Origin of the sequence: Candidatus Methylomirabilis sp., from assembly GCF_028716865.1 — a bacterium.
Taxonomy (GTDB): Bacteria; Methylomirabilota; Methylomirabilia; order Methylomirabilales; family Methylomirabilaceae; genus Methylomirabilis.
The window spans coordinates 74,108-95,570 of the sequence record NZ_JAQUOY010000004.1 but is presented as its reverse complement, the minus strand read 5'-3'; the positions used below and the strand labels follow the sequence as shown (position 1 = coordinate 95,570).

Genomic DNA, 21,463 nt, shown 5'->3' with positions numbered 1-21,463 from the left:
TAGCGTTTTGTTGTTGATCTAAGCGAATAGGCTATTGACCACCTTTAGTGCGACGGACGGAAAAGACTGCCAAGATAATCCATCGCTATTCTTTCTGCAGTATACGCAATACCATTTATTGTACCATATGTCGTCTCAATACGCCGATTTTGTCGATCTGCTGCGGCTTTATACGTATCACTGAAGGCGAGAAGATCAGCCAATGGCTGCCCAGCATACACCTTCCCGATTCCTAGCTGCTCAATACAGATATTGTTGAAGTAAATCTCCGGATCGTCGTGCGGGTCATGCTTCGGGACAACTAGCGGGACTCCGGTGAACTGCGAGTACCAGATGGAGCCCCACCCGGCGCGGGCAAAATGCAGGGAGATGTTCTTACACCTCAAAGTACGAGGAAGCGCACGTACGGCGCCTGGTATGAATTGCGGCTTATTTGAGTAGAACCGGAATCCCAACTGGTGGGCCTCTTGAAAGAGCCGTTGCAACCCGGGAATACCGGTGATGCTCACGAAGATTCCCAGCTCGATCCCGGAGCAATCCGCCTCTTTCGGCGGAAAGGCATTCGGAGGAGTTAGAACTTCACTCCCATAGCGGGGTGGACGCTCGCCAAGGTAACTGAATGTCGCGGGATCGGCTATGAAATGAAGCCGGTGGCGCTTTTCAACGTCTATCGAAAGCGGTATAAGAGCGTTGCACAATTCTCTTTCGGGGGCAATCTCAGGGATCTCCAGGCTTCGCTCGAGGATCTCGGAAACGTACCCAAAGCTCGTATAGTACGACGGTTCGATGTCGAAGTAGACGCGCGGCGCGCGACTTATGCAAAGCGAGATGGCGCTACGCTCGATGGAAATCGGTTCACCGTCAAATGTTTCAGTGATAATGCCCTTCGCAATATAGTTGTTGATATCGTCGGTGACTCGCTCATGATAGTTGTGATAGTACTTGAGCGATTCCGCGTAGCCTTTCTCTCCATAAAAAATGAGTTCGAGCTCGGCGCCGACCCGCTTATCGAGCACAATGGCTCCGGGGTGCTCTTTCAAGACATCGCCGAATTCTTCGAGAAGAATTTGTTTTTGAGACTCTCCGTACACCCATGGAACGATGACGCCGAAGGTCTCGCCGGTGCCTTTGGAGAGAATGTCGCACGTCGCCAGAGCAAGCTCTGTCGTCCTCAAGAACGGACCGAACCCGTAGGCAAAATTTGTCATGATATAACGTGTCGACATCTTCAATGAGGCCGCTACGTCGGCGAAAGCGCCGACCTTGGGACCACTCAGGAAAACGAAGGCCCAGTTTTCAAGCCAGTATTCGCGGCTACCATGCGAGACCGACGTAGCTGTCTTGACTCCTGACCATGTTAGCCATGCAGACCAGGTCAATCAGCGGTCGGCCATTCAGACCGAGTAGAATCTGTTCGAAGGATTGGTCCTTCTTCGCAACCACCACGAACTCTGCATGCGCCAAAAGCTCCTCGGGTGTCGCGACGAGAAGTTCTGCGACATGCCCAAGGCTTGCCCGCAATGACGCCGTGCTTCGACCGCTCGACAGCGAGAAATGCACCGCCTCGTCGAATATCCGGATGTCATAGCCATCACGAAGCAATGCCGCGGCGATCTTCAAGGCTGGGCTGTTCCGCACATCGTCCGTGCCTGCCTTGAAGCTTAGGCCGAGGAAGCCGACCCGCTTCTGGCTCTGCTTCTTGATCAGATCGATCGCGCGTTGGATGTGATAGTCATTGCTCACCGCGATGCTCTGAAGGATCGGCGCGTCAGTGCCGGTACTCCGCGCGAGGGCCGCAAGGGCGGCGAGGTCCTTCGGAAGGCATGAGCCCCCGAAGGCAAACCCGGGGCGGAGGTAGTTCGGCGAGATGTTGAGAACCTGGTCACGGACGAAGATATCCATAACTTCCTGCGAATCGATGCTCAACGCTTTACAAATCGAGCCTACTTCATTTGCAAACGTCACTTTGAGCGCGTGCCAGGAATTGTTCACATACTTGATGATCTCGGCCGTTGTAATACCGACGCACATCGTCTTCGCGTTTACGCCGGCGTAGATCGACGCGACCGCCTCTGCGCCGCGCGCGTCATCAGCACCAAGGAGGACGTAGGGCGGATTGAGGTAGTCGTTGATCGCACTCCCTTCGCGCAGAAACTCGGGATTCGCCACGACGGAGAAATCACTGCCATGCCGCTTGCCCGAAGAGCGTTCGACGATTTCGATAACGGTGGCGCAGGTTCCGGGCTTGATAGTAGAGCGGATCGCTATGGCATGATAGCGTTGAGACTTCTGAAGACCGTGCCCGATTTTCTCTGCAACTGAGTAGATGTGCGTCAGATCGAGATCACCATTCAGTCTGCTCGGCGTCCCGACCGTGACGACTGAGACATCGGATTGCGTGACAGCCCACTCCAGGTCGCTCGTTGCACTGAGTGTCCCGCGAGAATGCGCCTCCATCATCAACTCGTCCAAACTCGGCTCCACGATGGTGGGGATGCCGCTCTGGATCAATGCGACCTTTGACGCATCGACATCAACGCCGATGACCCGATGCCCCGCTTGCGCGAGACACGCGACACTGACGCACCCGACGTACCCGAGTCCAACGACGTTGACGGTACCGCTATGAGGTCCGGACAAGACTACACTCCTTTAAGAAATGAATGATTGACTGCCCCTCACGCTTTTGCGTGTCGAGACTGTATCGCTCCGCCACCAGGTCGTGCAGTCGACGCCCCAGGAGCCGCGCATACGCGGGATCTCGCAATACTCTCACTATCGCGGCGGCAAACTCCTCGGCAGTGTCGGCGATAATTATATTCACTTTATCCGTGACGCCGATACCCTCCGCACCGAGGGCCGTAGATATGCAAGGTACGGATGCAGCACCGGACTCGAGAATCTTAAATCGCGTTCCGGACTCAAATCTTAGCGGAACGAGGGTCGCTGCCGCCTGACGGAGAAAGGGAACCACCGACGGAATCTGCCCGACCACCGTTATCGCGTCGCTGCGTAAGTTCGCCTGCGTCTTATCGGCATTCCGTCCGATGATATAAAGGTGAGCGGATGGCACTTCACGCAGCACCAGCGGCATAACCTCTTTGGCCATCCATTTCGCAGCCCGATCCATCGGACTGTTCTGATGACCAAAGGAGCCGAGCAAGAGTAATGACAGCCGATCGGGATGTACAACTTGTTGTTCATCGGCCGCGTAGTCGCGCAGGTCAATGACGTTCGAGAACAACTTGACGCGATCGGGGTTTGGCGCGATGGATCGGAAGTACTGCGCATCCAGTTCCGACACCGCAGTTACGACGTCGGCCAAGGCGGTCAATATGTGCTCTTCTCGCAGCTTTTTCCGCCCCCTGATCTTGATCTTCAGACGGCGCAACGGATTTGATACCAGCGGCAGTTCACGCAGAACGAAGCGCGAATAGACGGAGCAGGTGTCCCCGACGATCATGGCGGCTGGCCGCAAACGTCGCAGCTCTGCGAAAACAGCGAAGGCGTACTCGAGAACGCGATCGACCCAAAAGATGTCTATACCGTACGCATTGGCGTACTGGACGACGTAGCGGCCATCACTCTTGGCGAGGATCGGCGCCGCCAGCCGCCTGAACAGCCGCAGAAGACGCCCAAGGATCTTCCCCTTCACGGAAAGCTTGCTGGTGGGTGCTTGCACCAGCGCATGGCTGTGTGCCTTGAAGAAGCGCGCGGTCTCCTCGGCCTCTGCGCGATCGATCGGCACAGTGGTCACAATATGTAATTCAGAGATCTGATGGAGCACCTTTACAGCGTTGACAACGCTGATCTGTGGACCACCGGCCGGTGGATACTCAAGTATTGGCGCGAAAAAAAGGATCTTGGGACGCGCTCCGAGCGTTGCCACCGTCATCGAGAAATCATCCGAGAGACCATCCGAACCGGCGTTTGCTGTTTTGAATAAAGGCCTTTTCCCACAAATAGATGCCGAACTGCTTCCATGTCTGTTCCGCCGTGTAGAGCCTCACCGGACGACTCCCGAAAACGAGCTGCCGTATAGTTGCACTGAGCTGGCGGGGCTTGATCAGCTCCGCAGTCGTAAATGAGTGTGACGCGATTTCGTCGAGGAGGTATTCGCGGAGCGGCCCTCGCATCCAGTCGCGAATCGGTGGCGCAAAACCGATTTTGTCCTTTCGCGTCACGATGCTTTCTGGTAACCAAGGAGTTACAGCATCCCGCAAGATCGCTTTAGTGAATCCATTCCTGATCTTGGATTGCCATGGAATCGCAAAGGCGAAATCGACGATGCGATGGTCGAGCAGCGGGATTCGGATCTCAACGCCGCTGATCATCGAGTAGCGATCATAGTTGCGCAGCAGGGTGGGAAGAACTGTGCGAAAGACGAGTTCAAAGAGGTGCGAGTTGAGACTGCCGAGGCGCTTGCCTGAGAAGTCTACGAGAGTCCCGTGCCGTTCGTCACGCATCCGTCGGACTCTCGACCGCGCAAGATAGGCCAGGATCTCGGGCAGGCTCATGCCCCGAAAATGTTTGTTTCTCGGATGGCAATTCCGGTACGTGTCCAGAACCATCCGCAGCGCCGGCAGATTCGGCGCGGCATCGGGTAACGCGTGAAGAATCGACGACTCGTACCCGCAGAACAACTCATCACCCCCGTGGCCGTCTAGGCTAACGACAACGCCTTGCTCACGCATCGCCCGGTACAGCAGGATGTGCGGGAGGGGGTTAACCTCGTGAACTTCTTCGAGCAGGTAGGCCCAGTCCTCGATTCGATCTATGTAACGGTCAGGCTGGATGTCCAGCTTGAACACGCTGATGCCGAGGTGATGAGCAACGTGTTCCGCATAGGCGCTTTCGTCCATGACGGTCCCCGGAAAGCCGGCGACAAATGCGTTCTGCCAATCGGCAGGCAGGCGCTCAGCGCCTCGGCGCCCGATCTCGGCTATGCACGCAGCTACGGCACTCGAGTCAATGCCGCCACTCAATCCTGTCCCGATGGGTACATCAGCCCGCATGCGGATTCGACATGCATCAAGCAACAGTTCCCTCAAGCAATCGACTTGGTTTGGATACTTCGCTGGAACGTCGACACTACGATGAAGAGGTACCCAGTAGCGGCTCGTCTCGAGACGTCCATCCGTCAACCACCCATAGTGTGCTGCCGGAAACCTGCGGATGTTTTCGAACAGGCAATCCTGAGTAGCTTCGTACGCATACGAGCTGTCCGACATTTCGTGAAACCGGGCCGATGGGCGTACATGCTCAAGATAGGGAAGCAATGCCTTTTGCTCGGAGGCGAACGTGAAGTAGTGTCCAATATGTGAATAAAACAGTGGCTTTTCCCCCATGCGATCGCGAGAGAGAAATAACCGCCTTTCGTCGCTATCCCAAATTGCAAATGCCCACATACCGTTGAGGCGGTTTAAACAATGTGGACCCCATTGTGCGAAAGCCGCTACCAGCACCTCGGTGTCCGAAGAGCTCTTAAATTGATGGCCGAGCCCTTCGAGATCTCGGCGAATCTCTAGAAAGTTATAGATCTCACCGTTAAAAACAATGTTGTAACGGCCAAGGTACTGCATCGGCTGAGATGCACTCTCTGAAACATCCAGAATAGCAAGCCGACGATGGCCGAGAATAGCATGCTCACGGTCCTGCCAGACGCCTTCACCATCCGGCCCTCGATGCGACAAGCGTCCTAGGACGCTTCGAAACCTTTCCGGCTCAACCGCAGGAACTGCACCCAAAATTCCACACATGCTGAATACCCTGCGTTAGAAAGGGAGGCCCTTCGAGAAATCAACCAGATCACGAGAAGTCCGCGCGACAATCCGCAGATCACACACACGGGCAAGGGCCTTAATCGAGTTGTGGATCCTGAGCTGTGGTCCGCCGGCTGGGGGATGCTCAATGATCGGGGAGGTAAATAGAACCTTCACCGCGCACCGTCCAGATATGGAATATCCGTCTGAACCATTTCGTAAACAATATCCGCAAGCTTCTGACGAGGTCTCCAACCAAACCTGGTAGTCCGTCTTTCCATAGTCACCTACAAGGGGAACCTGATCGTCCGGCCTCATCCTGCTGGCTTCACGGCTGTTGCCAAAAGCATCTTCTCCTTCGAGAATCGAATCCACTCACGAAACGCGCTCTCGTCGCAATCTTTCCATTTCCACGACTCCGGCACCAAGGCGATCGCATCCGCCAACCACTCGAGTACCGGATACTTCCACAGCAAGGGAAGCTGACGAAACAGAATGCTTTCGACTTCCTCGAAGCCATGAATTATGAGCGCATTTTGTAGACCCTTCCGGGTCCACGGTTTTACATGCGTGTAGTCATCCCAAAATAGATGGGCCTGTGTCCTCCAATCTGGCGTCATGAGAATCGCAAGTCCACCGGGTTTCAGTATGCGGTACGTCTCCTTCAAGAAGTTATCCGCGTTCGCAACGTGCTCGATCACCGACTTTGAGAACACAATATCCAGGCTTTCGGTTTCAAAGGGGAAGGGGTCGCGCTCCAAGTCGCACTCACGAATATCGAATGTATCCAGTACCTTGAGGCATTCCTTCCGCTTATCCAGGCCCAAAGCAATGAGCCCTCTGCGCGCGAATCCGACAAGGTGATTCCCCTTGCCGCTTCCGACGTCGAGGATCGTTTTCTGTTCCACATTGCCGACGTGCGGTCGGATGTAGTGGCTAACAATATGGTCGCACAGTCGCTGAGGGTAAGCGGTCTCGCTGTATTCGTCTCGTGTGTAGTGGGTCTCAAGGTAACTTGGCATTACACTAACTTCTCTTCAGTCGACGAGAGCGCATACTGCGCCAATGCTCGCCCACAATGGCTCGACGGCACGATGGGCTGGCTGCTTCGCCCGCCAGCCCGCGCCTACCCCGGACTACTCGCCTCGCTTCGCTCTCCATGGCTCTCAGCGGAAGAAAAGCTATCCTCCGTAGGCAATAGTGAAGCCCGATGGACTGATCGCATATTGTTCAAGAGCCGAAGAAAGCGTTCTTGGAACTTGCCATCAAAAACCTCGTTTCTGCTCAACTGTTGCCAATCAGGCTCGAACGAAATCGCTGGGGATTTTAGAATATTAGTGATTTCAGCAGTTAGATCAGAGCTAGCGCTTACCGGGCGTAATGATTCCAAATACGAAAATAAAAATGGGACTGGACTCATGAGCGCTATGCCAGGGATTCCGCAGAGAGCCGCCCATGTGAAAGTTGTAGAGTTAGAGGCCAGGAATAAATCAGCCGCGCCAATTACGTCTGAGAGCGGCTCCTCCAGAATTCTACATTGGTACTTTCTCTCCAGAGACGCATAATTTCTTACATCACTTCTGGGATGGATGGACAACAATAGATTATTGTTTGTAGAGACAACTGCCTTGATGGTCGAGTCAATTTCAACCCAGTGCTGATCCCAGTCCATATAACCCTGTTCAGCATACTGAGGCATACTCAGAATCAGTAACTTCTTGTCGCTTGCTAGGGAATATTTTTTCATCAACGCTTGCTTGATCGACTGCCTATTAGCATACGAGAAGAAGACTTTATCGTAAGTAACATGTCCTACGACAACAATCTTGTCGCTCCTGACGCGATGCTCTAAATACTTTCTTGCGGTGTGTCCTGAATCAACGCACACAACATCACTGTTCCCGTTCCCAATCCACCATGGATAGGCCGAAAGTGTTCCGCTTCTTCTGTGCGCATTAAGCACATAGGGGGATTGAAAAAACAGCCCCTTGTATAGTTGATCCTTAAATCTCAAATACGAAATGATTTTGTATAGTGAAGGCGGCCAAAACGCGCGAAGTTCTCGGTCAGGTTTGCCGTTTTTGGCCATTCGATAAACCAATGCGGCATCCATATCATATTGGGCAACGTAAGGAACCAGCACTTTGATGCCGCGCTGCTTCGCAGCCCATAAGGTGGATGCCTCGATGTAGTCGTGCGAACGATCGGAGATCGAGATCACAACATCCGGTTTGAATTTGTCGATAAACTCTAGAGCGTGCTTTTTGTGTCTCTTGAGTCTGTAGAAAATAAACTGTTCTCGCAGGAAGTAAAATAAGGATGATGACAACGCAAAATCTATGAGGAGTGAGAAAACTGTACCTAATAAGTTATCGCTTCTTTGGCTCTTTGAGCGGCTCCTTGACTGACTCTCGAGTTGTTTTGCGCTCGCTACCACCGACAATTGCCTCTTGTTTCCACCGCCATTGGTGCCCAGGTGAAAGACCATTCGTTGAATCTTGTTTTTCGCAAAAAACTCCACATGGGCAGCATTCAGTTCAGCATCGCAGGCGACCATCACCTCAACTGCATCATCGTATTTCCTCAGGCTAAGGCAGAATTCCATAACGCTGAAACTATTATGATTATTAACAACTACGAGCAACTTCAAAGGTATTCCTCCGGACAACCTCAAGGTATCGGAATATCTGCAGCGTTAGCTCTCAGTCCTCTTCGATGTTTCGACAGGGTTCCGCTCATCAAAATCGCGTCTTGAGATGATGATGACTTGGTCATTATAGGAACGAAGTTGTAAAATAATCTCACTATCAAACGCCCCCATAAACACCAGGACCGCATCATTACTACCTAATAATTTAACCATCGTAGGGCTTTTAATTGTTAGATTGAAACCATAAAGATACTTCTCTTGTTTTAACGGCGAATTATCGAAAATGAAACGAACTCGCCTCCTATTCTCATCACTCAACATGCGTAACAGTATTTGGGCTGAACTATTTGCACCAAAGATATGGAGCGTACGGCCCTTTGCTTGATCATTGATAAAGCCAGCAAGAGCCTGTAGAAACCGGTGATAGTTTGCCAACAAAGTATTTTTTCTCTCGATCATTACTTTGCCGTTATGGCCTGCACCAACATTTTCATCATTGTCGCGAGTGAAGCACAAGAAGATGCTGTAGTCCGAGTAATCTGAGGATGACTGCAAGACGAACCCATATCTCGATAATAGATCACATACATCTTCTTTAAAGGCATATATGGTATGTTCTTGAGAGAACGTATTCAGAAATTGTCTTTCGAGCCATGCTTCAATATTCGGCACCGACATTATAAACTTCCCACCAGCGCGCAAAATCGTCCGCACCTTACGCAAGTGCTCATCGTAATTGCAGATATGTTCAAACACGAGCGACGAATAAATGACATCGTACTTCCTACGGACTATGGCTGTCTCAAAACAACCATCGACACAATAGAAATCACTCCTAACGCGATTTATATTATTGATATCGTTGATGGTGATATCGACTCTACGATCAAAACTGTCGTGTAGTAATGTTGCAAGCGTCCCATCACCTGCACCTATCTCAAACAATTTATCATCTTTCTTGATATGTAATTTCAAGAACTCCTTGAAGGCCATTCTATGCTTCGCGAGCTTCTCACCGATAACGTCATTTTTAAATTCTTCATAAAGCACGCTAGGATCAGCCGGATGCATCAATTGTATCAAGCCACAAGAGTCACATGTTCCAACCGCAAAATCAAAAGTCCGCACGGCTATTTCCTTTGTGGCACGCGGTGCCATTGGAAATTGACCATATTGGATCACGCAACTTTTGTTGCCACCACAAAATGCACAGGCAGGAAGAACGCTTGGAATTGCCATATGCCTTGCCTCACACATTCTTTGGACGCGCTAGTCCAAGGCCACCTCTCACGTCAATAGCGATTTGACATGATGGAGGGTGTTTGTGACAATAAGGATATTTAAGCTCAAGAGTGAGCTGGCGCTTTAAGCGAAGTCAGATAACGGAACGTCAAGAGCGTCAGATCCCAGTCTTCACGAGTATTGATGTCGCCGTCGTAGATACGATCGGTGACTAGAAGTTCTGTTCGTCTGCCATAGAGACTCGGCAGATCTCCGAAGAGGTTCTGAGGCCGCAGAACGAAAATAAGGTCGTTCTTGGCGAAACAACGCTCCGGAAAATCCTGACGCCGGGTATATCCTGTGCGCATGTCCCCGCCGCCGAAGTAGCGGGCCCTCCCATCGGCGCCTCGGACAATGGTCCAGTAAGGCGTATAGTGCGCGGGCGACTCGTTCACGGTGATCACCGAGTCCGCGACGGTCTCCTGAAAGAGACGAAGCGACTCCTCAATGTGTCGTGTTTCGCGGAGCGGATTCGTCGGAAAGAGCAGGACGAGCGTCTCTGCCTGATAACCTTCATTGGCGAGAAGCCACTCGTAAGCATGTTTCAATACCGGCTCAATTGCCATTTCCGCAGTGGAAAGCGATGCAGGCCGGAGAAAGGGAGTCTCCGCGCCATAGTTACGAGCAACAGTTGCAATTCGTTCGCTGTCCGTCGAGACGATTATTCGATCGATACCCTTGGTTTCGCGCGCCTTTTCAATGGTCCATGCGATCAAGGGTTTCCCAGAAAATTCCCGAATATTCTTATCGGGAATACTCTGCGATCCCCCGCGCGCGGGGATAATAGCAACGTTCCGGCTCATCCTGTATTCCGGCCCGATCGATGGGGGTGCCGTCGCGATCTCACGAACTGGGGCAGTTCATGACACCACTTGTTCAGGAATGGCGTCACCACACGGATCTCCCACCGTCCATTACAATGTTCTGTCCGTTGAGGTACATGGACGCGTCGGAACAGAGGAACTGTACGGCCGCGCGGTATTCGTCGCGCTTTGCCATTCTTCCAAGCGGAATCAACGAGGTAATTCGCCGTACGAAGTCTTCTGGCTGCCCCGTATAGACGCCTCCTGGCGAGAGAGCATTGCATCGAACTCCATGATCCGCCCAGTATGTTGCGAGGTAGCGAGTCAGGCCAATAAGACCCGCCTTGATGACAGAATAGGTCACTGGTTTCACGGGCTGCATCTCATCCGGCACGCCGTCTTTGCGGTAAAGGCGCTGATCGGGAGATATTACGGAGAGATCCGAAGCAATATTCAGGATAACCCCACCCTTTCCGCTTTCTGCCATCGCCGTGCCAAAAACCTGGCTACACAAAAAAGCGCCGGTGAGACCCACGCGGATTTGCATGTCCCACTGATCGAGGGGGAAGTTCTCGAGCCGAGACGTTTCGAGCACCCCTTGGTCACCCTGTACCTTCGGGTCGATCGCAGCATTGTTCACGAGGATATCGATCGCGTGTCCCTCGGCAGCCAGCCTATCGGCTACCGCGTCAATGATTTTAGGCTGTGTCACATCCACAGCCTGCGTCAGTATCCTGGCCGGCTCTGCGAATTGCGACAATGTGTCCCGCGCCGCCGCAAGTGCCTCAAGTCCCAAATCAGTGAGCACGACGGTCGCACCGCTCTCGAGCAAGGCCAACGCATGTTCCCTGCCCAAGAGGCCGGCTGCCCCGGTTATGAGAGCGGTTTTTCCGCTTAAGTCAAATTTGCTGAATGCCGTCATCATCCTTGTTCGTTAGCGGACAAGCGTAAAAGTTGAGGTATTACGGAAGAAATTCCGGCGAAACGTATATTGGCGTTTAAGGTTCTTCTGCAGAAATCGAACATTGTTGATACGTCCATCAACGATGATTTTTGCTCCGACATAGAACGACCACTCGTAAAGCAGCGGGTCTGCCGCAACGATGAATTCAAGACCTCGCATCGTCAACCCCTGCTGCAACCCCTCGACCGAAGAGGGTGACGGGCCATCAAGATATATCAGGTCAGGGCGTATATTGGGTTGCGAATCGAATAACGAAAAAACCTGAAATCCATCGCGATGCAAACGTGGAACAGAGTGCATGACCGTACAGAATTCGGACAATCCCAGTTTGTCTGCCGCACTGCGGACCAAATTTGCCCATTTTGCGTCCGCCTCAACCGCATGGACTTTTCCCTTGCCCTTCTTTTTCATAGCAAAGGCCATGGTGATAGTGCTCACGCCGGAACCAAATTCAACCACAGAGCGAGCCGCAAGAGCTGCATCGAAGACATTGACGACATCAGCTCTTTTGTGGCCAGATAAAAATAAGCGATACTCTTCGTTCTTGTCTAATTCATCACCATACTGCTGAAATAGCTTGGCGAGGCCACTTTCGTTAAACCTTTGCTCGACATACCTGCTGAGAAGAATGCTGGCCTCTTTTGAAGAATCGCCGGTCAAGCCAAGTTTATAGAAGACCGTCACCGGATCGAAGCGCCAAAACTTAATCGCCTTCAACAACATTTTTCAAGCTCCTAAAAGGCTACTGACTGTGGCGACATTTCTCCGCTCTAGGCCCGAACTTGCCCGCCATCCAGCGTCCACACGCCGCCAGTCACAAACTCGGCCCGGGGGGACGCGAGGTAGGCAGCGAGTTCCGCAACATCCTGCGGTGAGCCAAGGCGGGCCAAAGCTACTTCGCGCTGAAGCATGCTCTGTACCGCTTCCTGATCTTCTCCCATCCTGCGTTCCCAAACTGAGCCGTCAAACATGATGTTGCCTGGTGCGATGGCATTGATTCGCACTCCCAGCTTTCCCAAGGGACGAGAGATGCCGCGCACATAGGCATTCAGGGCCGCCTTGGCGGCCGAGTAGGTAACCGGCGCCCCGGGTATTACTTCCAGCCCGCAAATCGATGACACGCAGACTATCGCGCCGCGGGAACCGGCCAGCATTTCACGGGCAGCCTCGATTACGTTGGTGGCACTCCAGAAATTTACCGCAAAGGCTCGCAGCCACTCTTCATGCGATTCGGCTCCCGGTGGCACGGAGCGACCACTGCCCACATTACAAACCAGAATATCGAGACGACCCAGCGCCGTCTTGGTCTCGGCAACGATACGCCGGGCTTCCTCCGGACGCGTTACATCTCCGGCGACGAACGATGCTCCCGGAAGTTCGGAAGCGGCCTGCGCAAGAGCGTCAGCCGAACGCCCATTCAACATCACCCGGCAGCCTTCGCCGTGGAGAGCCTGCGCGATCGCGCGACCGATGCCGCGCGACGAACCGGTTACCAGAGCCCGCTTGTCAGCCAGTTCAAGATGCAAGACGGCCTTCCTCTGCGCGTCGTAACCAGTCAACGGTCATGTCGCGATAGCGGCGCAAGGCGCCTACGTGATCACCGCCCGGGGAACGGGCGGTTTGGAGAATGAAATTGGAGGCGTAACCGGCCCGCCTCAGCACACTGAATACCAATTCGAAATTCGCAGCCCCCTCCCCCAGCGGTACGGTTGTGCCACCCAACTTCCGGTCTTTTACATGGACATTCATAATACGGTGCCCGTACGTTGCGATCTCTTCCACGGGATCGAAGTTGAGTGCGGCGCTGTTACCAATGTCATAGTTAATTCCGAATGAGTCAGAATCTAATCGTTCGATGAACCGACGCAGCGCAGGCGACTCAAAGTCGGATTCAAATAGCACACGCAGGCCGAGCGCCTCGAAGTATGGCCTCTCGCTCCGAAGGAACTCCACGAGAATGTCCTCCTGCCAGGAGCTTTCCAACCGACCGTTGTCGACCAACGGCACGATCAACATCGAAATACCGACTTTGCAGCAGGCGGCGGCCACCGCCAGAAAATCGCGCGTAAGGGATTCGCGATTCTCACCATGCGCCTTCCAAAACGGTGCCTGCATGAAACAATCGCCGGTTAGCGAGGGAATACCGACACCATAACGTTGGACCAACGCGCGGATCTCGACTTGTCCGGCCACTGTCATTAGGGGGTTTTCGTACAATTGGTCCTGATCGAGCGTCCACTCCATCAGGCGAAAGCCGTTCTTTTCGGCGACTGAAAATTCCTCCCGCCAAGAGGACCAGGGAAAGGCTTGTACGCGGCCATCACTCGGGGCTGACATACGGCCTTGCATGAATCCGACACGATCGTGCAAAGAGCTATCCGCCGCGAGCGGAGACAAGGTACTCATTTCTTCAGTACTTCAACCAGCTCCAATAACAGTCCCTCGGGGCCGGTGCCATACGTAACCTTGACGTTGCCATCCGGTGAAGTTTGAGGCAGTGAAAAGAACTTGACTCCGGCAGCGTCAAGGCGTGTGCACTCCGCTTCAATGTCATCTACGGTAAATGCGAGATGGGTTAGACCAGTTGAAAATGGTGTTCCACCCCAAACCGGTTGACATGGGTGCGAATGGAAGTGCAATAGCTCGATAAGGTTACCATCCGGAGCGGCCAGCTTGACAGTCGTTACTCTTGTGTTTTTCAATCCCAGTACAGCGTCGATCTGCGCACCGGGCTCCTCCATTTGTCTGACAACCGCGAACCCCATGACATCACACCAAAACCCCAACGCGCGTTCCAAGTCGGCCACTACGATGCCCGCATGTCGCATGTGGGTAATCATTGTTACCGAATAGTGGAGCTTTCCCAACCAAGATGTGCTCTCAGTTTCATGCTATGCGACACTTCTTTCGGGTTCATCTCAAGTGTTCCATCGCCCATCGCTTTTTCGATCTTACGCACAGCACCCACGAGCATGCGAAATCCGTTGGGTTCGACCGAAGCCGCCTGGTCAGAACCGTACATCGCACGATTCATCGTGATGTGACGTTCGAGCGAGGTTATTCCCAAGGCCGCTGCAGCGTAGGAGACGGCCAGTCCTACTTCGTGTCCGCTGTAGCCCACGTTACAACCATAACGCTGACGCAAAGCCATAATGCGGTTGAGGTTGGCATCTTCATCAACCATCGGGTAGGTCGAGACGCAATGCATCAACTCGAAGGGGCATTCCGCTTCTTTGAAAATGGTCACGACACGATCGATATCCGCCACCTTGCTCATGCCGGTGGAAATGAAGGTGTGCTTTTTCTCCTCAGCTACCACCCTGAGCAGCGACTCGCACACCAGCATCGCAGACGCAATCTTGTTGTATCGCAGGTTGAACTGGCGTAGGAATTCCTGGCTCTTGAGGTCCCAAGCCGAAGCGAACCACTCTATACCTTTCTCGCGGCAATGGCGATCAATCTCCCAGTATTGATCCGCACCGAATTCTAGCCCTTCCTTCTGTGCGCGTTGGGTATTTCCCCATGGGCTTTCACGGGGGGAAGCGAGCATTTCCTTGGTGTAGACAAGGTCGATTGTGCGCTTCTGAAACTTCACGGCGTCAGCGCCGGCCTCTTTGGCGACGTCAATCAACTGCTTAGCAATCTTGATACTGCCGTTATGGTTAATGCCAATCTCGGCGATAATAATAATACTCATTAAGACACTCCTTCTTCTACCCCTTCCGCTGAGTTGATTCTTCTCTGCTACATAGACAACAGGTCATTTCGTTAAGCCCCGACCATGGCATTCTCTACCAACTCGCAGATGATGTGTCCCACGAGAATGTGAGACTCTTGGATTCTGGCGGTTTTTTGCGACGGAACTTTCAGACTCTCCGTAACTGCCGCCAAACGGCCTCCGCCTTGCCCGGTCATGCCGTAGACATGGATGCCGATCTCTTGGGCAACCCGCACCGCCCGGTGAATATTTTCCGAGTTGCCGCTGGTCGATATGGCGATGAGGACGTCACCTGCCTGGCCGATGGCAGCTAGTTCGCGGGAAAAAACCTCGGCATAGGAATAATCATTGCCGATTGCAGTCAGGATTGAGGTGTTGGCACCCAATGCAATAGCTGCAAGCGGTACGTGTTCCTTCTGAAAGCGTGGAACGAATTCTCCAGCCAGATGAATGCTGTCGGCGAAGCTGCCGCCATTGCCACAGAAAATGACCTTCTTACCACGCTTCAGTGCTTCGATAATGCTTGCCGCGATGCGCTGGATCAGTTCGAGCTGCACGGCATCGGCAAGCATTGCGGATTTCACCCCAATGCTCTCGCGAATCAGTTCTTTGACCTGGCCCTCAGTTTGCGACATATTCGGACAATTCCTTGATGACACCTTCGCCGCCCTTAACCCGCGTAACATATTTTGCGATGGCAATAATTGATGGGTGGGCGTCGGCAGGGGCGACCGGAAACCCAATCACTCGCATGGCTTCCAGGTCGTTGACGTCATTACCGACATAGAGAACGCTGCGGAGGTCTATCTGCATCCTGCTGCAATAGCCCAACAAATCGGCCTTCTTGTCCCCACTGCCGTGGATAACTTCGATATTCAGCTTCTTGGCTCGAGCCGCCACGACAGGGTTTCTTTCCGTACTAAGGATCAACTGCGGGATACCCATTTTCCTGATCTGATCGATACCCCATCCATCGGCACGACTCACCCAAACGGCTTCCGTACCATCCTGAAGTTGCAGGACACGATTATCCGTCATAACACCATCGAAATCATAAACCATTAATTTGATGGCCCCCTTTTTGAGCGGCTTTACCTTCAAATCGAAATCCTCAACGTGTTAGGCGGCGTTCGTTCAACGGCCTGTAAGCTAAGACCAACAATTCACGTATCTGACAACCTCAATCAGTACTTCTATGAGGGTCTCACGGCTATTTAACCTTGCTTCGAGCGTGCAAGCTTATCTGGATATGTTCAAATTCATCTAATCAACTCAAAAAGCGTGTTGTTATGCAATGCGCTTGATTTGATCCTGTAATCACGCTTCAGGTTTTTCTTTAGAAATTCGACATTAGGAAACCGTCCGTCAACGAGCATCTGAAAGCCAGGATAGAAACCCCATTCATAAAAGAGAGAATCTGCCGCGCATGGGAACACGAGACCACCTGGTGTCAGCCCATTTATATTCCCCTTCGCGTCGGTAGGCTGGGGGCCGTCGAGATAAATAAAGTCTGGACGTACGTCCGATAAATCAGCGAACACGTGACACACCTGTCCATCAAGCAAAAAAGCCTTGAGCTCGGGGACCCTGATCTCTACAAATCCGAGAGATCGGATAATTTTTCACGCACGTTCGATGCCCACCTCTCCACCGCCTCCACAACATACAACCGTCCGGCTCTTCCATGTTTTTCGGAATTTGTTTTCAACGCATGGGCAATTGCCAAGGTACTGTATCCGCAACCAAACTCGATAACAACACGCGGTCGCAATCGCCGTACGATTCTGTGCAAGTTTGCCAAATCGTATGCCTTGTTACGATTAAGGGGGCACTCATCCGGATAACCCTTTATCAAATAGCGGCTGACTCCAAGTTTCTCCAAGTAACGCTCGGTCTTTTCTTCTTGACGGCTACGCAGACCGAGCGTGTGAACGAGGTCCGCTCTGCCTCCTGCTGACCGAACGAGGAGTGTGGCCTTACGAATCTTGCGTAGGATTTCCATAATTCCCCCAAGCTTTATTGTCGAATCTGCGATTCTTGATCTATGCGCTTCTCCACTATTCCTGCACTCCCGTCCTTCGCCATCGCCACCTTTCGAGCGGTACCCGCGCCTGGCCTGTTGACTACCCTTCCTTCTTCTATCCAGAACAACAGATCACAGTTGGCCACAGTCGAGAGGCGGTGAGCGACGATGAGGAAGGTTTTGTGGCCGCGCAATGCATAGACGGCCTGCATGACATCGCCCTCGGTGGCGATGTCGAGCGAGCTGGTGGCCTCGTCAAGGACCAATATCGCCGGGTCATGGTAGAGAGCCCGCGCAATGCCAATGCGCTGTCGTTGGCCGCCTGAGAGCCGCACGCCGCGCTCGCCGACGAGGGTGTCGAGGCCTTGGGGCAGGCCGTTGACGAAGTCGTCGAGCTGAGCAGCCCGAATGGCGCGACGCACGGCCTCGTGGTCGATCTGGTCGTCTGGGATCCCGAAGGCGACATTCCGGCGCAGCGTGTCGTCTGTGAGGAAGATGAACTGAGGTACGTAGCCAATCTGGTCCTGCCAGCCGCGCAGATTTGTTTGGATGTCGACACCGTCGACGGTGACCTGGCCGCTGCTGGGGCTGAGCAAGCCCAGGATCACATCGATGAGAGTTGTCTTACCGGCACCGCTGCTGCCGATGAATCCGACCGTTGTACCGTGGGCGACGGTCAGGCTGACATCTCGCAGAGAAGTGGCGGCGGCATTCGGATAGCGGTAACTGACCTTGGTGAGGGCTAGTTGAGCCCAGAAGGGGAGGAGGCGGATTCGCTTCGGTGCAGCGGACGCATCGAACAGGGCCATTTCTTGGTGAAGCGTGTTCACGACCGGAAGGCAATACCGGATAGACTGGATCGCGCCCAGCACCCGATTGATTGAGGGTAGAACCCGGAAGGCTGCGCCCGCGAAGAGTCCCAGGATGGGAAGCAGCGCATCGAGCGGCTTGCCTAAGCGAAGCATAACGAGCACCAGGGCGGCGAGGCCGACCACCGCCAGCAGCTCGAGCCAGAGGCGCGGCATCTGTTGGATGGTAAGTTGACGCTGCGCGACGTGCGCGATGCCGATGTTGTGCAGGCTGAATCGGGCAAGAAAATCCTCTTCGCGGCCGAGCAGCTTCACTTCCTTGGCTGCGAAGAGGCCCTGTTGCAGGTGCTGCATGCGTAGCCCTTCGTGGTATTGGCGAGCCTCGCCCCAGTGCAACAGGTGCGCCCTGGTGAGGTGATGAAAGAACCATGCAGCAAGCCCTATTGTTGTCATAACCAGGAGGGTACCGACCGGTTCCACGGCCACGAGGAGCATCCAAATGCCCAGGGTGGCCATCCCTTCGGTGAAGACCACCAAGGCATTTTGGATGACGACCCCGAACAGTCCGACTTCGGTCGTGACATTGCGAATCAACTGCGCCGAATTGCGCTGGAGGTGAAACGCCCAGGGCTGGTTCAGGTAGCCGGCGAATAGACGCTGAGAAAAGCTAGACTGCGCGCCGTATCCGAATCGAGCCTGGCGCCAAGCCAGGAAGGTCAGAAACAGCGCCTTGATGAGGGACACCCCCGCCAGCATGAACAAGCCACCGACGACGATGCTTTGCTGGCTAGGATTGCCCAGCGCGTGGAGGGCCGGTTCGAGCGCCGGATAGTTGCTTAGGAAATCACGCTGCGTGAGCAGTCCAATTGCCGGAATCACCAATCCGATACCCAGTGTCTCCAGCACCATGCCAATAAATATCAGGCCCAACAACACCACCGCACCGCGTCGCTCGGCGGACGTGAGCAGCTCCCAGATTTTCTGAGCGGTTGACAGTTTTGTTATGGAGGTCATTTTAGCGATCACAGGGGTCAGCCCATGACTGGCGATAAGGCCGATGTCATCGTCATCGCCTGCCCTTGCAGGGGCTCGCGCTCCCAGATGGTGTGGTCGCCTTCTATACGGTCAATGACCTTCGGCGAGAGCACGAAGGAGCCACCATTGATCCAGCCGCCATTCCCGTCCGGCTTTTCCTGGAATGAAGTGACCCGATTCCGATTCATATCAAGGACTCCAAACCGTCCGAGAGGCCGCGTAGCTGCCACTGTTGTGAACATCCCTTGGTTATCGTGGAATGTAATGGGATCGGAGATGTTGACATCTCCAATCCCATTGCCGTAGGTGAAGTAGAAAGCCTTTTCGTCGACGAGGTAGTCCTTGACCCGACGCAATCGGCCGCCGGTCTCCACCATCGGTTCAGGGCGGGCGTCAGTCTCTTCGCTAAAGCGAGCGCCAAGACCCCGATAAGGATGACGACCTTCATGAGTCTCTTGGATCAATTGAGTCTGTTGAGTTTATAGAGTCGATTGACTAATCAGTGGGTCGGCATCGAGGGCAATGGTCACCTTAGTCCACCCCCTCGGCTGACCACCTTCAGAGGTGGTTCACTTTCGGCTCAGATATGGGTGACCGCCACTCGCGCCTGCTTCACTTGCGCTTCGATCCAGGGATAGGTGCGCGCAATGCCTTCTTTGAGGGAGTACTTCGCCCGCCAGCCTAACGACGTGATGCGGGCCTTGCTGAAGTTGCGCGATTGCACCCCTACCGGTCCCGGAACGCACTGCACGTCGATCTTCTTGCCGGACACCCCGATCACTGTCCTCACCAAATCAGCCACGGTGACCTGCTCGTCGCTACCCAGGTTCACGGGGCCCTCAAGGTCGGACTGCATCAGCGCGCAGATGCCCTCTACCAGATCATCCACGTAGGTGAACACCCGGATCGCCGTCCCGTCGCCCCAAGCCTCAATGGTCGCCCCGTCCTCCGCCTCGGCCACCTTGCGGCAAATGGCGGCCGGGGCCTTCTCCCGCTCGCCCCGCCAGGTCCCCTCCGGGCCGTAGCAGTTCTCGAAGCGGGCGATGCGTACCTGCATCCCATACCGTCGGCCATAGGCCATGGCCACCCGCTCGGCATACAACTTCTCCCAGCCGTACTCGTTGTCGGGATTGGCGGGAATGGCGTCGTTCTCCCGTAGCGCAGCCTCGCCGGGCTGCATATCCCGGTACACGCACACCGATGAAGAGAAGAAGTAGCGAGGCACCCGGACCTCGGCCGCCGTATGCACCATGTGGATATTTATTAACGCATTGTTGTGCAACACCTCGCACTCAGCCCGGGAGATAAACCCCATCCCACCCATGTCGGCGGCCAACTGGTAGACCTCATCGAAGGCATCGCCCTGGAGGGTCAGTGCTATGCGGCAGTTCTCGGGGTTGCGCAGGTCCAGCAGCAGAAACTCGTTGGCCTGGGTGGGCGCAAACTCTTGCGCCTTAATGTCCACGCCGCGCACCCAGTATCCCTCGCGCTTGAGCTTCTTCACCAAGTGCTCACCGATGAACCCACCGGCACCGCAGATTAAGGCTTTCTTCATAACTAACTCCTGATGGAACATTGATGGTTCCGATGTAGGACCAGCTCGGTCACGGTCACCTGTTCATCATCTGGCAGGGGAGCTTAGGTGCATCAAACTCACCTCGGGCCTTCAACTCCCCTGTACCCCTTTCTCAGCTCCTCTGCTCTCCCGCGCTCCTTCAACGTCGAGCCCGATGGTCGGGAACTCAGCCCTGGCGAATTCGATCGCCAAAGGTCAGCCCACATAAGCCAAGGCTCCCGTCAAATCGGAATGACATTGTCGGCATCGATCTCAACCGAAGCCCCTTGGTGGATGAGGCTGACGCCGATCACGAGACGTGTTCTGGGGGCTTTCCGAATCAGGATCCCACGGAGACCCTGGAGGGGGCCGTGCCGGACCTCGACCGCCATCCCATGCTCTAGAAAGGGGTACGGATCAACGGGGAGGGTGCTGGCGACCAGACGTCGTACTCCCTCGATTTCGGCATCCTCGACCGGCACACCGTGGCCGCCCACCCCCAACACCTCTACTACACCAGGGACGGTCAGTACACGTAACCGATCCTGCCAGGCGAAGTGTGCGAAACAATAGCCTGGAAAGAGTGGGAATTGGACCTGCACCGTACGGTCCTTCCAACGCCTCCTCCGAGCGATGAGCGGAAGGAACACCTCGATACCTCGGCTATCGATCTGAGCCCACACTCGTTTCTCGTATCTGGAGCGCGTGCGGAGCGCGTACCACCGGGGAACCGTAACCATCGCTCCCTCCAGGCATAGCTTCGCCCTCTCACTTACAGGGCACGATCATTGCGCTCCAACTATGAGATTAGCGCGTGCGTAACAACCGGTTAAGATTAGGCAACCGGGGTTACACAGAACGAC

At 54.2% G+C, this 21,463-nt stretch carries 20 protein-coding genes; all 20 read right to left on the bottom strand.

From position 1 onward, the window contains the following. Positions 1 to 44 precede the first annotated feature (44 nt). Positions 45 to 1,226 carry a hypothetical protein gene (locus PHV01_RS03060; RefSeq protein WP_337289680.1) on the bottom strand — a complete coding sequence of 394 codons (1,182 nt, stop codon included), beginning with the start codon at positions 1,224 to 1,226 and terminating at the stop codon, positions 45 to 47. An 88-nt stretch (positions 1,227 to 1,314) separates the two neighbouring features. Next, a complete protein-coding gene (locus PHV01_RS03055; protein ID WP_337289679.1) occupies positions 1,315 to 2,640 on the bottom strand; it encodes a nucleotide sugar dehydrogenase in 1,326 nt (441 codons plus the stop codon). Further along, positions 2,624 to 3,895 carry a glycosyltransferase family 4 protein gene (locus PHV01_RS03050; RefSeq protein WP_337289678.1) on the bottom strand — a complete coding sequence of 424 codons (1,272 nt, stop codon included), beginning with the start codon at positions 3,893 to 3,895 and terminating at the stop codon, positions 2,624 to 2,626. The genes PHV01_RS03055 and PHV01_RS03050 overlap by 17 nt, the downstream gene beginning before the upstream one ends. A 7-nt stretch (positions 3,896 to 3,902) precedes the next feature. Next, positions 3,903 to 5,759 carry an asparagine synthase (glutamine-hydrolyzing) gene (gene asnB, locus PHV01_RS03045; protein ID WP_337289677.1) on the bottom strand — a complete coding sequence of 619 codons (1,857 nt, stop codon included), beginning with the start codon at positions 5,757 to 5,759 and terminating at the stop codon, positions 3,903 to 3,905. Between the two features lie 317 nt (positions 5,760 to 6,076). After that, entirely contained in the window at positions 6,077 to 6,784 is a 708-nt protein-coding gene (locus PHV01_RS03040) for a class I SAM-dependent methyltransferase (RefSeq protein ID WP_337289676.1), read from the bottom strand. A 104-nt stretch (positions 6,785 to 6,888) separates the two neighbouring features. After that, positions 6,889 to 8,412 (bottom strand): hypothetical protein, encoded by a 1,524-nt coding sequence (locus PHV01_RS03035; protein WP_337289675.1) that lies wholly within the window; start codon positions 8,410 to 8,412, stop codon positions 6,889 to 6,891. A gap of 45 nt (positions 8,413 to 8,457) precedes the next feature. Then, positions 8,458 to 9,651, bottom strand: a complete 1,194-nt coding sequence (locus PHV01_RS03030; protein ID WP_337289674.1) for a methyltransferase domain-containing protein — start codon at positions 9,649 to 9,651, stop codon at positions 8,458 to 8,460. A 107-nt stretch (positions 9,652 to 9,758) separates the two neighbouring features. After that, a complete protein-coding gene (locus PHV01_RS03025; RefSeq protein ID WP_337289673.1) occupies positions 9,759 to 10,496 on the bottom strand; it encodes an acylneuraminate cytidylyltransferase family protein in 738 nt (245 codons plus the stop codon). Between the two features lie 85 nt (positions 10,497 to 10,581). After that, on the bottom strand, positions 10,582 to 11,421 hold the full coding sequence (locus PHV01_RS03020; protein ID WP_337289672.1) for an SDR family oxidoreductase: 840 nt from the start codon (positions 11,419 to 11,421) through the stop codon (positions 10,582 to 10,584). A 9-nt stretch (positions 11,422 to 11,430) separates the two neighbouring features. Continuing rightward, on the bottom strand, positions 11,431 to 12,183 hold the full coding sequence (locus PHV01_RS03015) for a hypothetical protein (protein ID WP_337289671.1): 753 nt from the start codon (positions 12,181 to 12,183) through the stop codon (positions 11,431 to 11,433). A 47-nt stretch (positions 12,184 to 12,230) separates the two neighbouring features. Beyond that, positions 12,231 to 12,986 carry an SDR family oxidoreductase gene (locus tag PHV01_RS03010; protein ID WP_337289670.1) on the bottom strand — a complete coding sequence of 252 codons (756 nt, stop codon included), beginning with the start codon at positions 12,984 to 12,986 and terminating at the stop codon, positions 12,231 to 12,233. Further along, entirely contained in the window at positions 12,976 to 13,866 is an 891-nt protein-coding gene (locus PHV01_RS03005; protein ID WP_337289669.1) for a sugar phosphate isomerase/epimerase family protein, read from the bottom strand. The genes PHV01_RS03010 and PHV01_RS03005 overlap by 11 nt, the downstream gene beginning before the upstream one ends. Next, positions 13,863 to 14,288, bottom strand: coding sequence for a VOC family protein (locus PHV01_RS03000; protein ID WP_337289668.1), 426 nt, complete (start codon positions 14,286 to 14,288; stop codon positions 13,863 to 13,865). The genes PHV01_RS03005 and PHV01_RS03000 overlap by 4 nt, the downstream gene beginning before the upstream one ends. Before the next feature lie 14 nt (positions 14,289 to 14,302). Beyond that, positions 14,303 to 15,157 (bottom strand): N-acetylneuraminate synthase family protein, encoded by an 855-nt coding sequence (locus PHV01_RS02995; RefSeq protein WP_337289667.1) that lies wholly within the window; start codon positions 15,155 to 15,157, stop codon positions 14,303 to 14,305. A gap of 71 nt (positions 15,158 to 15,228) precedes the next feature. Further along, a complete protein-coding gene (locus tag PHV01_RS02990; protein ID WP_337289666.1) occupies positions 15,229 to 15,813 on the bottom strand; it encodes an SIS domain-containing protein in 585 nt (194 codons plus the stop codon). After that, complete coding sequence (locus PHV01_RS02985; protein ID WP_337289665.1) at positions 15,800 to 16,279, bottom strand: HAD hydrolase family protein; 480 nt, start codon at positions 16,277 to 16,279, stop codon at positions 15,800 to 15,802. Before PHV01_RS02985 ends, PHV01_RS02990 begins: the two co-directional genes overlap by 14 nt. A gap of 915 nt (positions 16,280 to 17,194) precedes the next feature. After that, positions 17,195 to 19,024: an ABC transporter ATP-binding protein gene (locus PHV01_RS02980; protein ID WP_337289664.1), complete on the bottom strand. Its 1,830-nt coding sequence runs from the start codon at positions 19,022 to 19,024 to the stop codon at positions 17,195 to 17,197. Between the two features lie 17 nt (positions 19,025 to 19,041). After that, positions 19,042 to 19,509, bottom strand: a complete 468-nt coding sequence (locus PHV01_RS02975) for a sugar phosphate nucleotidyltransferase (RefSeq protein WP_337289663.1) — start codon at positions 19,507 to 19,509, stop codon at positions 19,042 to 19,044. A gap of 116 nt (positions 19,510 to 19,625) precedes the next feature. After that, positions 19,626 to 20,600 carry an NAD-dependent epimerase/dehydratase family protein gene (locus tag PHV01_RS02970; RefSeq protein ID WP_337289662.1) on the bottom strand — a complete coding sequence of 325 codons (975 nt, stop codon included), beginning with the start codon at positions 20,598 to 20,600 and terminating at the stop codon, positions 19,626 to 19,628. A gap of 242 nt (positions 20,601 to 20,842) precedes the next feature. Next, positions 20,843 to 21,340 carry a UpxY family transcription antiterminator gene (locus PHV01_RS02965; RefSeq protein ID WP_337289661.1) on the bottom strand — a complete coding sequence of 166 codons (498 nt, stop codon included), beginning with the start codon at positions 21,338 to 21,340 and terminating at the stop codon, positions 20,843 to 20,845. Positions 21,341 to 21,463 lie beyond the last annotated feature (123 nt).

Bases quoted from the DNA above. Each gene is read 5' to 3' on its own strand.
- PHV01_RS03060 (WP_337289680.1), bottom strand. From the start codon at position 1,226: ATGTCGACACGTTATATCATGACAAATTTTGCCTACGGGTTCGGTCCG.
- PHV01_RS03050 (WP_337289678.1), bottom strand. From the start codon at position 3,895: ATGACGGTGGCAACGCTCGGAGCGCGTCCCAAGATCCTTTTTTTCGCG.
- asnB (WP_337289677.1), bottom strand. From the start codon at position 5,759: ATGTGTGGAATTTTGGGTGCAGTTCCTGCGGTTGAGCCGGAAAGGTTT.
- PHV01_RS03040 (WP_337289676.1), bottom strand. From the start codon at position 6,784: ATGCCAAGTTACCTTGAGACCCACTACACACGAGACGAATACAGCGAG.
- PHV01_RS03030 (WP_337289674.1), bottom strand. From the start codon at position 9,651: ATGGCAATTCCAAGCGTTCTTCCTGCCTGTGCATTTTGTGGTGGCAAC.
- PHV01_RS03025 (WP_337289673.1), bottom strand. From the start codon at position 10,496: ATGAGCCGGAACGTTGCTATTATCCCCGCGCGCGGGGGATCGCAGAGT.
- PHV01_RS03020 (WP_337289672.1), bottom strand. From the start codon at position 11,421: ATGATGACGGCATTCAGCAAATTTGACTTAAGCGGAAAAACCGCTCTC.
- PHV01_RS03015 (WP_337289671.1), bottom strand. From the start codon at position 12,183: ATGTTGTTGAAGGCGATTAAGTTTTGGCGCTTCGATCCGGTGACGGTC.
- PHV01_RS03005 (WP_337289669.1), bottom strand. From the start codon at position 13,866: ATGAGTACCTTGTCTCCGCTCGCGGCGGATAGCTCTTTGCACGATCGT.
- PHV01_RS03000 (WP_337289668.1), bottom strand. From the start codon at position 14,288: ATGCGACATGCGGGCATCGTAGTGGCCGACTTGGAACGCGCGTTGGGG.
- PHV01_RS02995 (WP_337289667.1), bottom strand. From the start codon at position 15,157: ATGAGTATTATTATTATCGCCGAGATTGGCATTAACCATAACGGCAGT.
- PHV01_RS02990 (WP_337289666.1), bottom strand. From the start codon at position 15,813: ATGTCGCAAACTGAGGGCCAGGTCAAAGAACTGATTCGCGAGAGCATT.
- PHV01_RS02980 (WP_337289664.1), bottom strand. From the start codon at position 19,024: ATGACCTCCATAACAAAACTGTCAACCGCTCAGAAAATCTGGGAGCTG.
- PHV01_RS02970 (WP_337289662.1), bottom strand. From the start codon at position 20,600: ATGAAGAAAGCCTTAATCTGCGGTGCCGGTGGGTTCATCGGTGAGCAC.
- PHV01_RS02965 (WP_337289661.1), bottom strand. From the start codon at position 21,340: ATGGTTACGGTTCCCCGGTGGTACGCGCTCCGCACGCGCTCCAGATAC.